This is a genomic window from Ectobacillus sp. OTK (assembly GCF_059698935.1).
Window position 1 is genome coordinate 3,618,427 of record NZ_AP048547.1, and the last position, 15,257, is coordinate 3,633,683.

General features: G+C 42.8%; 12 protein-coding genes and 2 pseudogenes. All 14 read right to left on the reverse strand.

Annotated elements, in window-relative coordinates; translation table 11 throughout:
- Positions 1-11 precede the first annotated feature (11 nt).
- Positions 12-590: a CDP-diacylglycerol--glycerol-3-phosphate 3-phosphatidyltransferase gene (gene pgsA, locus AC6HZ4_RS17940; RefSeq protein ID WP_497491047.1), complete on the reverse strand. Its 579-nt coding sequence runs from the start codon at positions 588-590 to the stop codon at positions 12-14.
- A 61-nt stretch (positions 591-651) separates the two neighbouring features.
- Positions 652-1,548 (reverse strand): helix-turn-helix domain-containing protein, encoded by an 897-nt coding sequence (locus AC6HZ4_RS17945; RefSeq protein ID WP_497491048.1) that lies wholly within the window; start codon positions 1,546-1,548, stop codon positions 652-654.
- A 22-nt stretch (positions 1,549-1,570) separates the two neighbouring features.
- Positions 1,571-2,356: a DUF3388 domain-containing protein gene (locus tag AC6HZ4_RS17950; protein ID WP_497491049.1), complete on the reverse strand. Its 786-nt coding sequence runs from the start codon at positions 2,354-2,356 to the stop codon at positions 1,571-1,573.
- A 163-nt stretch (positions 2,357-2,519) separates the two neighbouring features.
- Positions 2,520-2,768, reverse strand: coding sequence for a DUF3243 domain-containing protein (locus AC6HZ4_RS17955; RefSeq protein ID WP_497491050.1), 249 nt, complete (start codon positions 2,766-2,768; stop codon positions 2,520-2,522).
- 72 nt (positions 2,769-2,840) lie between these two features.
- Positions 2,841-3,566 (reverse strand): elongation factor P 5-aminopentanone reductase, encoded by a 726-nt coding sequence (ymfI, locus tag AC6HZ4_RS17960; RefSeq protein WP_497491051.1) that lies wholly within the window; start codon positions 3,564-3,566, stop codon positions 2,841-2,843.
- Positions 3,567-3,762: 196 nt separating this feature from the next.
- Positions 3,763-5,049 (reverse strand): EF-P 5-aminopentanol modification-associated protein YfmH, encoded by a 1,287-nt coding sequence (yfmH, locus tag AC6HZ4_RS17965; RefSeq protein WP_497491052.1) that lies wholly within the window; start codon positions 5,047-5,049, stop codon positions 3,763-3,765.
- Between the two features lies 1 nt (position 5,050).
- Complete coding sequence (yfmF, locus tag AC6HZ4_RS17970) at positions 5,051-6,325, reverse strand: EF-P 5-aminopentanol modification-associated protein YfmF (protein WP_497491054.1); 1,275 nt, start codon at positions 6,323-6,325, stop codon at positions 5,051-5,053.
- Between the two features lie 415 nt (positions 6,326-6,740).
- Entirely contained in the window at positions 6,741-7,700 is a 960-nt protein-coding gene (locus AC6HZ4_RS17975) for an ABC transporter permease (RefSeq protein WP_497491055.1), read from the reverse strand.
- The gene (locus AC6HZ4_RS17980) at positions 7,701-8,759 is read right to left on the reverse strand and encodes an ABC transporter permease (RefSeq protein WP_497491056.1); all 1,059 of its coding nucleotides are present in this window, start codon (positions 8,757-8,759) and stop codon (positions 7,701-7,703) included.
- Positions 8,752-10,290: an ABC transporter ATP-binding protein gene (locus AC6HZ4_RS17985; RefSeq protein ID WP_497491057.1), complete on the reverse strand. Its 1,539-nt coding sequence runs from the start codon at positions 10,288-10,290 to the stop codon at positions 8,752-8,754. The genes AC6HZ4_RS17980 and AC6HZ4_RS17985 overlap by 8 nt, the downstream gene beginning before the upstream one ends.
- 94 nt (positions 10,291-10,384) lie before the next feature.
- Positions 10,385-11,452, reverse strand: coding sequence for a BMP family lipoprotein (locus tag AC6HZ4_RS17990; RefSeq protein ID WP_497491058.1), 1,068 nt, complete (start codon positions 11,450-11,452; stop codon positions 10,385-10,387).
- Positions 11,453-11,659: 207 nt separating this feature from the next.
- Positions 11,660-12,385: a GntR family transcriptional regulator gene (locus tag AC6HZ4_RS17995; RefSeq protein ID WP_497491059.1), complete on the reverse strand. Its 726-nt coding sequence runs from the start codon at positions 12,383-12,385 to the stop codon at positions 11,660-11,662.
- A 424-nt stretch (positions 12,386-12,809) separates the two neighbouring features.
- Positions 12,810-14,255 (reverse strand): annotated as a pseudogene (locus tag AC6HZ4_RS18000) (DNA translocase FtsK); the annotation flags it as partial.
- A gap of 156 nt (positions 14,256-14,411) precedes the next feature.
- Positions 14,412-15,170, reverse strand: a pseudogene (locus tag AC6HZ4_RS18005) (cell division protein FtsK); the annotation flags it as partial.
- Between the last annotated feature and the right edge of the window lie 87 nt (positions 15,171-15,257).

Sequence of the window (15,257 nt, forward strand, 5' to 3'; positions counted from 1 at the left end):
CCTATGCCCCCCTATTTTGAATTTGCAAAAATAGCTTTATTTTTCGCAAAATAATCCCATCCAGATAGGACTGTAAATAAAACAGCAACTGCCATAGACACATCTGCAATAGAGAATGGCAGCCATTGAAGCGGAACGTCATGAAGCAAGTAAGCAGAAATCGCAACAACCTGCGTCCACATTTTTATTTTCCCCAGCATTTTGGCTGCCGCTACCTCGCCGGTTTCCGCAAGAAGCAGACGCAAGCCTGTGACGGCAAATTCTCTTGTGATGATGAGAATCGCAACCCAAGCATATATATAATGAAGATCTACGAGCGTAACTAAAGCTGCTGATACGAGAAGCTTATCAGCGAGCGGATCAAGAAATTTCCCTAAGTTTGTAACAAGATTATATTTACGTGCATAGTGCCCGTCCACCCAATCTGTAGCAGACGCAATAATAAAGATAAGAGCTCCTATTAAGTGCTGCAGGGGCAAAACAGCATCACCAATCGTATATACCCCCCAATCAAATGGGACAAGCATCACAAGTAGAAATACTGGGATTAAAGCAATTCTTGAAACAGTAATTTTATTTGGCAAGTTCACAGCTATTCCTCCATCATATGTAAAGCGGTTATTCATTGAAAAATAGTCATCGCAATGATGACTATTGTTGAGCAGGCTGTTGTGCCTGCGATACACCCAAATTTTTAATGAGCAAAATTTGATGATAAAAATCTTTCGGGTCCTGCGGATAAGCAACGGCTTGACCGTTAATTTTTATGTCAGCATTCGGCGAGCTTCCGATATTCAGGCGAACAACCTCTTCCGCTGACATATCCTGCTGATGGCTTTCTCCCTCGTTTAACGTACCGCTGTAAAAAAGCTTTCCTGCACCGTTCTTAATATCTATGTAGCATGCTCCTTTAGCGGTAATCTCCACAGTAAAGCCTTTGTTATTACGAAGCTCCATCGTAGTAGTCTTTCCTGATGTTTGGACTGCCTTTAGCTCTTGTACCGGCTCAGGAGTTGGGGCTGGCTGCGCTTGTTCCGCTTTCACTTCTTCTTCCTTAGGTTCTTCTTGCTGCTTGCCTAAAGTCGAATCCTTCGCCTCCTGCACCTTCGCTTCTGAACGCGGCGTTACTTTTTCTGCCTGATCGGCCGATGGCTCGGAGAAAAGCTGCGCAATGAGCCAAACCCCAACCGCAACAGCTATAACGAGCAATGTAATAAACACCTTCGGCATATGATCCATAATCTTGGAAGAAGCATTACGCGATACCGTTTCTCTCGGTTGTTGTGAGCGAAGCGGTACCTCCTGCGCCGGTGTTACAGGCATCTTTCCAAGATGCTCCTGTACGGTCTCCTCCGGATCGAGTCCAACAGCTTCTGCATATTGCTTAATAAATCCCCGAACGTAAAAGTCCCCCGGCAATACGCTGTAATTCCCTTCCTCAATACTGACCAAATAACGCTTTTGAATTTTCGTCATCTCCTGCAATTGGTCAAGAGAAAGTCCTTTTGCTTCCCTTGCTTCTCTGAGCTTTTGTCCTAATTCCGTCAATGATAAACACCTCGATATGTACCTAAAAGTCAAACATGGAAAAGTTATTTTTCTTGTCCAGCTCAATCTCGTCCACTAAATCATACTTAATTTCTTCATTATCGTTATTTCTTAATTCGATAATGTAATCAATATCATCCATTGTATACTCAGATTGACTTACAAAAATATCCGGATGCTCAATTACCTTTGTAGCCGGGAGACTCATAATTTCCCGTACAAGCTGCCAATGACGTTCGTTGGCTCTTTTTGTGGACACAATACCATCTAAAATAAAAATATTGTTCTCGTTATACTCATCTTGAATAAGCTGGCTGCGTATTGTTTGTTTAATAAGTGTAGAAGAGACGAAAATCCAACGCTTATTCGCACACACGCTTGCGGCTACAATAGACTCTGTTTTTCCGACACGCGGCATTCCGCGGATACCGATTACTTTATGGCCTTCCTTTTTCATCAATTCAGCCATAAAATCAACAAGCAAACCAAGTTCATCACGCACAAATCGAAATGTTTTCTTATCATCTGCATCCCTTTGGATATATCTCCCATGACGAACAGCAAGTCGATCCCGAAGCTTTGGTTGACGATATTTCGTTACTGTTATGTTATCCATTGTATTAAGGATTGATTCAAGCCTTGTAATCTGCTCCTGATTTTCACACATGAGCAGCAGACCTCGCCGGGAATTGTCCACTCCGTTAATCGTTACAATATTAATGCCAAGCATTCCTATTAAGGACGCAACGTCACCAAGCAAACCAGGGCGATTCTTATGAATTTCATACTCGAAATACCATTCAATCATCTTCTACACTCCCCCGCTTCCCTTACATCTACGTATTCTATATTATATGATTTTATATCAATAGGAAAGTTAAATTATGCTATCTGCTTTTTCAAATGTACGCATACTTAAAAGAAAAGCTTGATTCTCATAAGAAAAAGAGAGGAAATTTCCTCTCTTCTTCTTACTTATTTTGTACAAGCTTAAGCATCAAGTTAGCAATTGTATGCTGTTCCTGCTCGTCAGCTACTTTCCACAAATCCGCTAAAACACGCTCTTCCGGATTGCGTGCTTCTACTTCATTTGCCAAATAATCACCGATGCGGTATGCCATTTCATTGATGGAGCTGCTGTCAAGACCTTTGCCCTCTGCAGCATTTAAACGCTCTCCTAAAAAACCTTTCCATTGATCCCAGTTGTCTAATACTGACATTGCAATGCACCCCTTTATGAAAGTAATGATTGGTTCATCCTTACTATGTACAATTTGATTCGCTTTTATGTATCAACAATGCCATCCTCCGTTTACTCCGATAATTTGCCCTGTAATATAGGAAGCCTCCCGCGATAGTAAAAAAGACGCAGTGTTTGCAATTTCTTCAGGAATTCCAAGCCTGCCGAGCGGAATTTCATCGGCGAGGGCACGTGTTTCATCTTCTGAAAATATACGAAGCATATCCGTGGCAATCGCGCCGGGAGCAACAGCATTTACTCGTATACCGCTTGGCGCTACTTCTTTTGCAATTGCCTTCACGTATGTATTTTGTCCTCCCTTGAGCATTGAATATAAAACCTCACAGGATGCCCCAATTTGTCCCCAAATGGAGGAAATCACAACAATACCCCCTGTGCGGCGGCGAATCATGGAAGGAAGAGCAAGATTCACTAGCTTATAGACATTTGTGAGCTGTAAATGTGTCATCTGCTCTAATTGCTCATTCGTAACATCTGTCACAAGTCCGAACACACTTTTTCCGGCTGTGTAGATGATCGCATCCAGCTCATGCGTTACAGAACTCCACAATGCTTCCGCCCCATCTCGATTAGTTAAGTCCGCTTGAACAAGCGTCACACCAACCCCGCTGGAAGCGAGTTCCTGCTGCAGCCTTTTTGCAGCATTTTCGTTTTTATGATAATGCAAATATAATGAATAGCCATCAGCCGCAAGCCGGCGCGCAACAGCAGAACCAATGCCGCCGCTTGCTCCTGTAATCAACGCATATTTCCTCATTTCCAAATTCCTCCATTTTTCATAAGAAGAGCAGAATCGCCCTGTTTTGCCCGCAGCAGGGGACAGTTCCCCAAGCAATGAAGTGCTTTACATCTCATTAGTAGAGGGTCTTTCCCCGCAGCAAGCAGGTCGATCAAGCTGGACAATGCCCCAAAAGTCTAGACTTAAAAAAGCATCCTAAAGGAAGGATGCTTCATTACTGCTTCGGAACAACCTGGCAAACACTCATTCGCTTCTCGTCAATAAATTCTTTTGCAGATGCCTTTAAATCATCGATTGTAATTTCCTCTAGAATCGGTAAAGCATCAAATAAGCTAGAGCCGTTAAACGCATAACGTGTAAATTGGTTGGCGATAAATTCCGGCGAATTAAGCGAACGTAATACACCGCCAATTTTTTTCTTTTTGACACGGCTTAGCGTTTCCTCTGACAATGCTTCATAATTTGTATCGAGCAAAATGGAGCGCAAGCGCGCCGCAAGCTTATCCGGTTGTTTTGTATCTCCTCCAACCATTGCAAATCCAAAATTGCTTTCTGCTGTGTAATCATAGGAAAACGTATCATCAATCAAACCGTCCTGATAGAGACGCTCGTAATTATCAGAGCTTCTTCCAAATAAATAATCCATCAGCAGCGTTGTTGCAATTTCAAATTTCAACAGCTCACGCCCTGTTTTCCCAGATTGTTTCGTCTTGATGCCTACTAAGCACTTCGGCGTTTGTACCGTCATTTGAATCACAGTCTGCTTTTGACTCACTTCTTCCGGCTCTTCCTCAAAGAAGCGCTCTATGCTCGGCTGATCCGTATACGGTTTACCTGCTTGATTGTCACGCACAAGCTTCATTATCTGTTCTGGATCAATCGGACCGACGATAAACAACAGCATATTGCTCGGATGATAAAAGGTGCGATAGCATTCGTATAGCAAATCCTTCGTAATCTTGCTGATGGACTCAATCGTACCGGCAATATCAATCTTAACCGGGTGCTTTTGATATAAGCTTTCAATCAATCCGAAATATAAGCGCCAGTCTGCATTGTCTTGATACATTTGAATTTCCTGTCCGATAATACCCTTTTCCTTTTCAACGGTTTGCTCCGTAAAATACGGATCCTGTACAAAGTCGAGAAGTGTTTGCAGGTTAAGCTCTACGTTTGAAGTACAAGAGAATAAGTACGCTGTACGCGTAAAGGATGTAAATGCATTGGAGGATGCCCCTTGCTTTCCAAAGTCCTGGAACACATCCCGATCTTCTTTCTCAAACAGCTTATGCTCTAAAAAATGAGCAATGCCATCTGGAACATGCAGCTTTTCATCCTTGCCGAGCGGTACAAACTCATTATCAATCGAGCCGTATTTTGTTGTAAAGGTCGCATATGTTTTATTAAAGCCGCTCTTTGGCAATATATATACCTCAAGACCGTTCGGCAGCTTTTCGTAATACAGCTGCTCCTTCAGCTGTCCATATTCAATTTTCTCCATGCTACGCCTCCTCCGATCCTTGCAATAAGTAAATCGTATCTAACTCAATTTTATTTGCAACTGCTATAATTTCATCTCGCGTTACACGGTCTACATCGTCAAGCCATGTGTCCATCGGACGTTTATAATCGGCGACAACATCATGGTATAGCAGCTCAACCAATCCGCGTGGCGTATCAAGAGTTTCCAAAATTTGGTTCTTAATAACCGCTTTCGTTTGCGACATGTCTTCTTCTGTAAAATCGCCATTTCGCATCGCTGTCATTTGTTCCCCAATAATATTCACTGCTTTTTCATAATTTTTCCCTTCAATTCCGGACATCACAAAAAGTATGCCTTTGTGGCTCTCATACCGAGAAGCGGCGTAATAGGCGAGGCTATGCTTCTCCCGCACATTTCGGAACAGCTTAGAATGTGCAAAGCCGCCAAATAAACCATTAAATACTTGAAGCGCAAAATAATCGCTATCTTTATATGTAATGTGTGTACGATAGCCGATATTCAACTTGCTTTGCTTTAAATCCTGCTTCTCTACAACCTCGCGCTCCTCTTTAGGTACTGCAGCCTGAGCAGCTTGTTTCCTTTGCTGCTGCCGCACTGGAATAGAAAAATATTTCTCTACAAGCTGAAGCGCATTTTCTGTTACATCTCCTACGATATATAAATCAATTTCATCCTCTGACAACGCTTTTTTATAATATTCATACAATGACTGCGGAGTAATGGAGGATACATCCTCCGCTTGACCGTTCGGACTAAGGCGGTATGGTTCCTCCTTGCACATTTCTTCAATAAGCCGTTGGTTGGCATAGCGCATTTTATCATCAAACGCTGATTCAATACGCTGCAAGAGTGCGCGTTTTTCGCTTTCCACAATGGATGCTACAAAAGCACCGTTCTCTTCTGCCGGATGCAGCAGAACATCTGCAAGCATTGCCACGGTTTTTTCCAGCAAAGGCGGCGCATCCTGCAGATATGTTTCATTGGCGACATCCATGTAAATCGAAATAACATGCTCTTCGCCCTTTTTGTTCACATCCACCGCTAATGCGGCGCCGTACAAATCCTCTACATATTGGCGAATGCTTTTCACAGAAGGATGTTGCTTTGTTCCGCTTTGCAGAACATACGGTAAAATGGCGCGGTAGGTTACGTTTTCTTCCGACAGCGGCGCCTTCAAGCGAAGCACAAGTGTATTTGTTTTATACTTAACGGTTGGAATGATATGTACAGTAAGTCCTTCTAGGCGGTGTATGTGCTGAGACACAACTTCCATTCTTGTTCCTCCTCTATTAGAGATGTTCTTTTCCAATATACATTTTTTAGCAAACTATATGCAAGTTTCTTGTACAAATGAAGTAAGTTAAATTTATTGTATGTAAAAAAGGAGATTATTTGCGTTTTATATAAAGAAAACTCGCCGATTGGCGAGCCGTTAGGCGAAGACAGAGGCGTAGTTGCACTTATACTTTATTCTTAAAATTTCCTACTACGTCGAATATCCCTCCAGCTGGAAATTTATATGTTTTTAAAGTATAAAGAAAACTCGCTGATTAGCGAGCTTTAGGCAAAAACGGAGGCGCAGTTGCATATACTTTATTCTCAACATTCTCCCTGCATCAAATGGTCTTTCAGCTGGAAGTTTATGCTCCTCTTAAAGTATAAGAAAAAGCCCATCTTTGGGCTTTTTCTTATCGTTTTCCTTTTTCATACGGAACACCAAGAGCTTTCGGTGCTTCTGCACGTCCAACAAAGCCAACAAGGGCCAGAATTGTAAACACATAAGGCAAGATCGTCAAAATCACGCTTGGAACACCCTTTAAAAACGGGATTGTTCCGCCTGTAATAGCGAGTGATTGAGCGAAGCCAAAGAACAACGCTGCGCCAAGCGCCCCGATTGGATGCCATTTCCCAAAAATCATCGCAGCTAATGCAAGAAAACCTTGCCCTGTAATGGTTCCGCCGGAAAAGTTACCAGAAATTGAAGTAGCAAATACAGCGCCTCCGACTCCTGCAAACATCCCGGAAATAAATACAGCTGTATAACGCATTTTATATACGTTAATTCCCATCGTATCTGCAGCCATCGGATGCTCCCCTACCGCTCGAAGGCGCAGACCAAATGGCGTTTTATAAATGATATACCATACGACAAAGGCAAGAATGATAGCAATATAGGATGTATACGGTACGTCCGCGAAAAAGATTTTCCCGATAATGGGAATATCAGAAAGAGCGGGTACATCAATCTTTTCGATGCGGAACTGAATAAAATCCGTTTGTCCTTTTCCGAAGAGTTTCTTAATCGCAAACACCGTTAAACCAAGAGCGAGAAAGTTAATAGCAACACCGCTTACCGTCTGATCTGCTTTTAACGTAATCGATGCAACTCCGTGCAGCAATGCAAATACACCGCCGGCAATCGCAGCAATGATAAGGGAAATCCACGGCGCTGCCGCCCCCCATGTATCACCCATTAAAAGTGTCGTAACGATCCCTATAAATGCACCGAATAGCATTAATCCTTCCAATGCGATATTTACAACGCCGGAACGTTCGCTAAACACCCCGCCAAGCGCAGTAAAGATGAGCGGCGCTGCTGTATAAAGCGTTCCGGAAACAATAATAGCTAATAAATCCAAGAAACTCATTTATTTCCCCTCCTTGCTCAAACGGGAAAGCACCCAACGAAGGACGTAGCTGCTTGCCACAAAGAAAATAATAAAGGCAATGATCACGTTAATGAGTTCGGATGGAACGTTAGCTGTGAAGTTCATTTGCGGTGCAGCGCTCTTTAATCCGCCAAACAATAGAGCTGCAATCAAAATACCAAAAGCATTATTTGCTCCCAGCAGGGCAACTGCTATTCCATCAAATCCGATTCCCGTAAAGGATGACATGGCGGTCATATTCTGAAATGTTCCCAACCCTTCCATTGCCCCGCCAATTCCAGCAAATGCTCCTGCAATCGACATCGACAGCACAACATTGCGAGATACCTTCATCCCAGCGTATTGCGATGCATGTGTATTAAAACCAACAGCTTTCAATTCGTACCCAAGCGCCGTACGATCGAGTAAAAACCACATCAGGACAGCCATGATCAGCGCAACAACAATGCCCCAGTGCAAACGTGAGCCCCCCGTTAAATCCGAAAGAAAAGGAGACGCTAAAGAGGCGGTTTCCTGCACATCGTAAGACTTTTCATTACCAGCATTCAAAAAGCGTTTAATAAAATCATATGTGATGTATAAAGCAATATAGTTCATCATAATCGTCACGATGACTTCATTGACTTTAAATTTCCCCTTTAAAAATCCTGGAATAAAGCCCCAGATCCCACCCGCGATTGCTGCTGCCAAAATAGAAATCGGAATATGCAGCACACCTGGCAAATGGAATGCATAGCCGGCCCAAATCGATGCAAACCAACCAACGAGAAGCTGTCCCTCTACACCGATATTAAAAAGACCTGTGCGAAATGCAAATGCAACTGATAAGCCTGCCAGCACAAGCGGAATCATCGTACGTATAGTTTCCCCAAATGCGCGAGGCGTCCCGACCATTCCTTCCCATAGTGCACCGTACCCTGCAACAGGATCATAGCCGCTCACAATCATAACAATTGCGCCGACAAGCAGGCCAAATACAGCTGACAAAATCGGCACTAACACTCCAATCGCGCGAGGCGATAATGTAATTTTAGGCATCTTCCTTCACCTTCTCTCCTTGCTTGCCGCCAGCCATTAATAGTCCAAGCTCTTGTTCATTTGTTTGCTTGGCATCTACAATATCAACAATTTGTCCCTCATAGATGACCGCAATGCGGTCGCTAACGTTGATAACTTCATCTAGCTCCAGCGAAATGAGCAGGACGGCTTTTCCCTTATCACGCTGCTCAATCAACCTTTTATGGATAAATTCAATGGCACCGACATCCAGGCCCCGCGTTGGCTGCGCCGCGATCAACAATTCTGGATCACGATCCACCTCTCGAGCAATAATGGCTTTCTGCTGGTTTCCTCCAGACAAAGCACGTGCAGGTGTATGCTCACTCGGCGTGCGAACGTCGAACTGCTGAATCAGCATTTTTGCTTTCTCATATACCTTGTTAAAATTTAAAATACCACCTTTTGAGAATGGGGATTTATAATAGGTTTGCAGCACCATGTTGTCGCCAATTGAAAAATCTAGTACAAGTCCATGTTTATGACGGTCCTGTGGAATATGTCCGACTCCTTCCTCTGTAATGCGGCGGGTCGGCCAATTTGTAATATCTTTCCCATTTAGCGTAATAGAGCCTGACTCAACTTTTCGTAAGCCAGTAATAGCTTCGATTAACTCGCTTTGACCATTGCCTTCTATCCCTGCAATGCCCATCACTTCTCCTGCACGAACGGTTAAGTCAAGCCCTTTTACAGCAGGGAGACCGCGAGTATCATGAACGATAAGATTACGAATACTGAGAACATCTTGGCGAGGCTTTGCGTCTGACTTTTCTGTTTTAAAGCTCACTTGACGTCCTACCATCAGCTCTGCTAATTGATTTTCATTCGTCTCAGCAATCGTCACCGTGCCGATTCCTTTTCCTTTTCGGATAATCGTACAACGGTCGCATACCTCCATAATTTCCTTTAATTTATGTGTAATTAAAATAATGGATTTCCCCTCATGCACGAGACGCTTCATAATACCGATGAGCTCATGAATTTCCTGCGGTGTTAATACTGCCGTCGGTTCATCAAAAATTAAAATTTCCGCACCCCGGTATAGCGTTTTTAAAATTTCTACACGTTGCTGCATCCCAACGGAAATATCCTCAATTTTTGCATACGGATCAACTGCCAAGCCGTACTGCTCGGACAATTTTTTTATCTCCAGCGCAGCATCCTCAATATTAATTTTCCCGCCCTTTTTCGGTTCATTTCCAAGGATGATATTTTCTGTTACTGTAAAATTATGTACAAGCATAAAATGCTGATGCACCATGCCGATTCCTAAATCGTTTGCAACGTTTGGACTCGTAATCTTAACCGGATTGCCTTTAATCCGAATTTCACCTTCCTCCGGCTGATACAAGCCGAACAACACGTTCATTAGCGTTGATTTTCCAGCGCCATTTTCCCCTAGCAGCGCGTGAATCTCACCCTTCTTTACTTGAAGTGTAATATTATCATTTGCAACAATGCCGGGAAAAATCTTTGTAATGTGATTCATTTCAATAACATACTCATAACTCATAACAAGACCTCCTCCACTGGAAGCTCCACGTAGTGTATTGCAAATACATACGAAGGCTAGTTCTATGAACTAACCTTCGCGCTATTTCTCTGCTCTACTTCTTTAAAGAAGCTTCATATGCTTTATATTCCTCTTCTGTAGCTGGAACCTTTATTTCACCGTTTAAGATTTTGTTCGTAAATTCCTCTACCCTTGTTTGGACCTCTGAACTTACGTTATCTTTCGTAGGAGCGATCCCTACGCCCTCTTCCTTCAGACCAAACTCAAGCGTTTTTCCACCCTCTAGCTTGCCATCTTTTGCTTCTTGAGATACTTCTGCTACCGCTACGTCAACACGCTTAACCATAGAAGTTAATGTCACGTTTTCTGGCATTCCTTCCTGATGCTGATCGCGGTCAACACCAATTACCCAAACCTTCGTTCCTTTTTTCGCACGGTTTTTCGCTTCTGTAAACACGCCGTTTCCTGTTGCGCCAGATGCATGATAAATAATGTCCGCACCTTGACCATACATTGCAGATGCTAGAACAGATCCTTTTTCCGGCTTATCGAATGCTTCTGCATACTCAGATATAACTTCAATATTCGGATTCACTGCTTTTACACCCGCTTTAAATCCGTATTCAAACTTTTGAATAAGCGGGCTTTTTACACCGCCGACAAAGCCAACCTTATTCGATTTTGTTGTTAATCCCGCAACAACACCAACTAAGAAAGAACCTTCGTGCTCCTTAAATGTAATGCTTGTTACATTCTTTTTATCAATTACGCTGTCAACAATCGCGAACTGATTGTTCGGAAACTGATCTGCTACTGTTTCCACTGCCTTCTGCATTAAGTAGCCAATACCGAATGTTAAGTTAAAGTTGCTCTCGGCAAATTTTGTTAAGTTTGGCTCATACTCTGAATCGCGAGAGGACTGCAAATAACGGTAGCCTTCATTCTCTTTTAAACCGTTGTCTTTACCAAACTTTGTTAATCCTTCCCAAGCAGATTGGTTAAAGGATTTATCGTCTACACCGCCGACATCTGTAACCATCCCTACTTTAAAATCACTTGTTTTTGTCGCTTCGCCGCCTTTGTCGTCAGCGTTACCGCAAGCACTTAAGATAGTACCTGCAACTAATGTTAGAGATAAGAGTAAACCCGCTTTTTTCTTCATACCTAAATCCCTCCTAAGTGAATGTAAAAGAAATGTCTATATGTATATCATGTCCCTTTCTTTCCATCATCTCCCCCAAAAGAGCAGATAAAATTACAATTATTTTGCAATAATGGAAAGATGAACAGGATAAATAAAAGGGTTGGGAGAACGCAGGGCTGCATTTCTCCCATTTTAGCCCTTTATTGCAGCTTCGTTTTTATGGATCTATATGCGTTTTCTTAACACATGGAAACTGAATTTATCCGCCCGAAAATAATTGATAGAATACAAAATCGGCTCATCGGCTTGATCGTAATGCATCTGTTTTAGCACAAAAAGCGCAGTTTCTGGATCACACTCTAAAATAGGCGACACCTTTTGGTGGTACCCTAACGGCTCAATATGAGCAACAGCATACGTAATACGCTTATTTGTCTTTTTATGAATAATATTAAGCAAGGATTCCTCTTTATACTCTGATAAATTGGCCAAAATATGCTTTGGTATTTTATCAATACAGTATACAACCGGTTCTCCATCTGCGGTCCGCACCCGTTCAATGGATAACACATCTAAGTCTGGGCCGCTTTTAAAAAGTTTTTGTTCTTCTTCTGTTAAATTCGTGATCGAAGAAGATAAAAAAATCGTTCCTGGCTTTTTCCCTGCACCCATAATCATATCGGTAATACTGTTTAACTGCTCAATACCGGATGAAAACAACGGTTTCTCATTTACAAAGGTACCTACGCCATGGCGGCGAATTACGACGTTTTCTTCCTCTAATATGCGAAGTGCTTCTCGCAATGTTGCTCTAGAAACACCTAATTCCTTCGCTAAGTCAAATTCAGATGGAAGCTTTTGTCTTTCCTTATATACCCCGTTTTTGATGTCCTCTTTCACCCGGTCTATGACACGTAAATACAAATGTCGATTATCTGACCTGATTGACATGCTAATCCTCCAATACATCCACTTATTCGACCTCTGATGTAAGACATCTATTCTCTTCATGAATTACTATATCATGAATGCTTGTAATTCAAAACATGAAAGTTGTCTTTGTCGAGTGAATTATAATTTGTTGTATTACGCAACATGGCTGAAATCGCTTTATATGTAAAAAAACCCCGCGCTCTGTACATTCTCTTCCTCCGAGAACGCTAAAATACAAGGGGTGGATGTATAGTATATGCTTAGCTTCCCTTCGTCATCCCATATTTCTCAGACGATTGCGCAATAAAATAGACTAGCATTATTTTATCTCACAAGACGAATCCGTGTATATTTCTTGACCATCTTATCATGCACCTGATAGAGCGTCAACAGAATTCGACATTTTTCTCACATCGTAAAAAAACGGAGATAATCCGTTTTTTTACGAACTTTTTTCTTGCGCATCTTTCACTAATACTTCTCGCGGCTTGCTTCCTTCATACGGACCTACAACGCCGTTCATTTCCATTGCGTCAATCAAACGGGCCGCACGCGTATAACCAATGCGGAACCGCCTTTGCAGCATAGATACAGAAGCCGTCTGCATATCAACAACAAGTTGTACTGCCTCTTCATATAAATCGTCCTCTATATCCTGCACACTCTCCATTCCCTCTTTCGGAATCATATCCTCCTGATATTGCGCTTTTTGCTGCGAAATGACATAATCCACAACATTCTCGACCTCTTCATCGGATAAAAATGCACCTTGCACACGAATTGGCTTCGATGCTCCCACCGGAAGAAACAGCATGTCGCCGCGGCCGAGAAGCTTATCGGCTCCACCTGTATCTAAAATCGTACGTGAATCGGTTTGCGATGAAACAGCAAAGGCGATGCGTGAGGGAATGTTCGCTTTAATCACGCCTGTGATAACATCAACAGATGGACGCTGCGTTGCTAGTATCAAATGAATGCCGGCGGCACGCGCCATCTGAGCAAGACGCATAATACTATCCTCCACATCCGAGGAAGCGACCATCATTAGGTCAGCGAGCTCGTCCACAATCACAACAATATAAGGCAATGTTGGCTGCTTCGCGTCCGCATGCTCATTATATTGATTCACATACTCATTATACCCTTCAATATTGCGCGTTCCGCTATGCGCAAATAGCTCATAGCGTCTCTCCATTTCACTTACAACCTTTTTCAATGCCTGCGATGCTTTTTTCGGGTCTGTTACAACAGGTGCAAGCAAGTGCGGCACACCATTATACATATTTAACTCTACCATTTTCGGATCAATCATCATCATTTTTACTTCGTGCGGCTTTGTTCGCATCAAAATACTCGTAATAATGCCGTTGATACAAACGCTCTTTCCGCTGCCAGTCGCACCAGCAACAAGAAGGTGCGGCATTTTGTTAAGCCGCGCAACAACTGCTTCACCAGCAATATCACGGCCAAGACCAATCAATAGCTTCTCATCTTGATGCTTGCTTGCTTTTCCCTCAAGTACCTCACGCAGTGTGACCATCGCAATCTCCGAGTTCGGTACTTCGATACCGATTGCCGATTTACCTGGAATTGGTGCCTCAATCCGTATATCCTTCGCAGCTAGAGCAAGCGCTAAATCATCACTTAAACCTACGATTTTGCTGACCTTCACACCTGTCCCTGGATACACCTCATACTTTGTAACAGCCGGACCTCTATGCACCTCTGTCACCTTAGCTTTCACACCAAAGCTTTTAAAGGTCTCTTCTAATATGTCGATATTTTCTTTGATTTTATCTGTATCATCCGCTACGCCCCGTTTGTTCGGCGATTTTAACAAATCAAGCGGCGGAAGTATATAGTCCTTCGCCTCAGCGTGCACAAACTGCAGATTCGGCTCGGGCACAGGTGCAATCGCCGGTTCTGCTGCCCGTTCCTCCTTCTGCGGCGTCGGAATACCTAAATTAATTTTAATCCTCCGGTTTTCCTCCTTTGGTGCTTCTGCCTGAGGTTCCTCATCTTCCTCTTGCAAAGCATATGTATCATTAATAATAATAGGAGGCGTATCGTCTTCTTCATCCTCATCAGCTTGTTCAGCCACTATTGCCCTTTCATGACGCTCACTTCTTGTTTTCGTTGCCTTCTTTTTCTCTGTTTTTTCCGCTGCTCGACTTTCCTTCCAATCTTTATAATCCTGCCCAAATGCCGATAACTGTCCTCTGACAAGCACTAAAACGGGGGACAATACCTCACCCAAATGCTTATTTGTGATGCAGAGAATTCCAAGCACGATAAAAATTGCTCCAATAATGTAAGCTCCCATGGCATCAAATAAAAAATAGCATGATGCAAACATAAGCGCCCCAAACATGCCTCCTCCCAGGTCCTTCGAGCCAATTTCCCCCTTTGCCTCAAGAAGGAACAAATCCTTCGTGTTCACAATAACAGACGGACTCGGAAGCTTTCCGTTGTTTGTTAACATTTGAAACAATGTCACATGACTGAACATTAAAACAGCCAGCACGATTAAATACAATCCAATCAGACGTTTATGCATCAAATTCGGCCATTGTCGCTTTAGCACGAAATACACAGACAAGCTGATTACCCCAAGCAGGCCAATCATATACCATTGGCCAAAGAAAAAGCGGAAAAATAGAACAAAAGCTTTTCCGATGACACCAAGCTGTAAAATCGTAATGAGAGAGAGCGCGAAAAGAGACAAACCGACAATCTCATAGTACATTGTTGGCTTCATAGATTGCCGTTCCTTCATTTTTTTACCTCTCTTTTGCTTTGCCATTTCTTCACCTCGAAACTTATTATACAAAACGGAAGAAAGCAGCCTTGTTGGCTGCTCTACCTGTCGTTTTTTCTTATATTATACTAT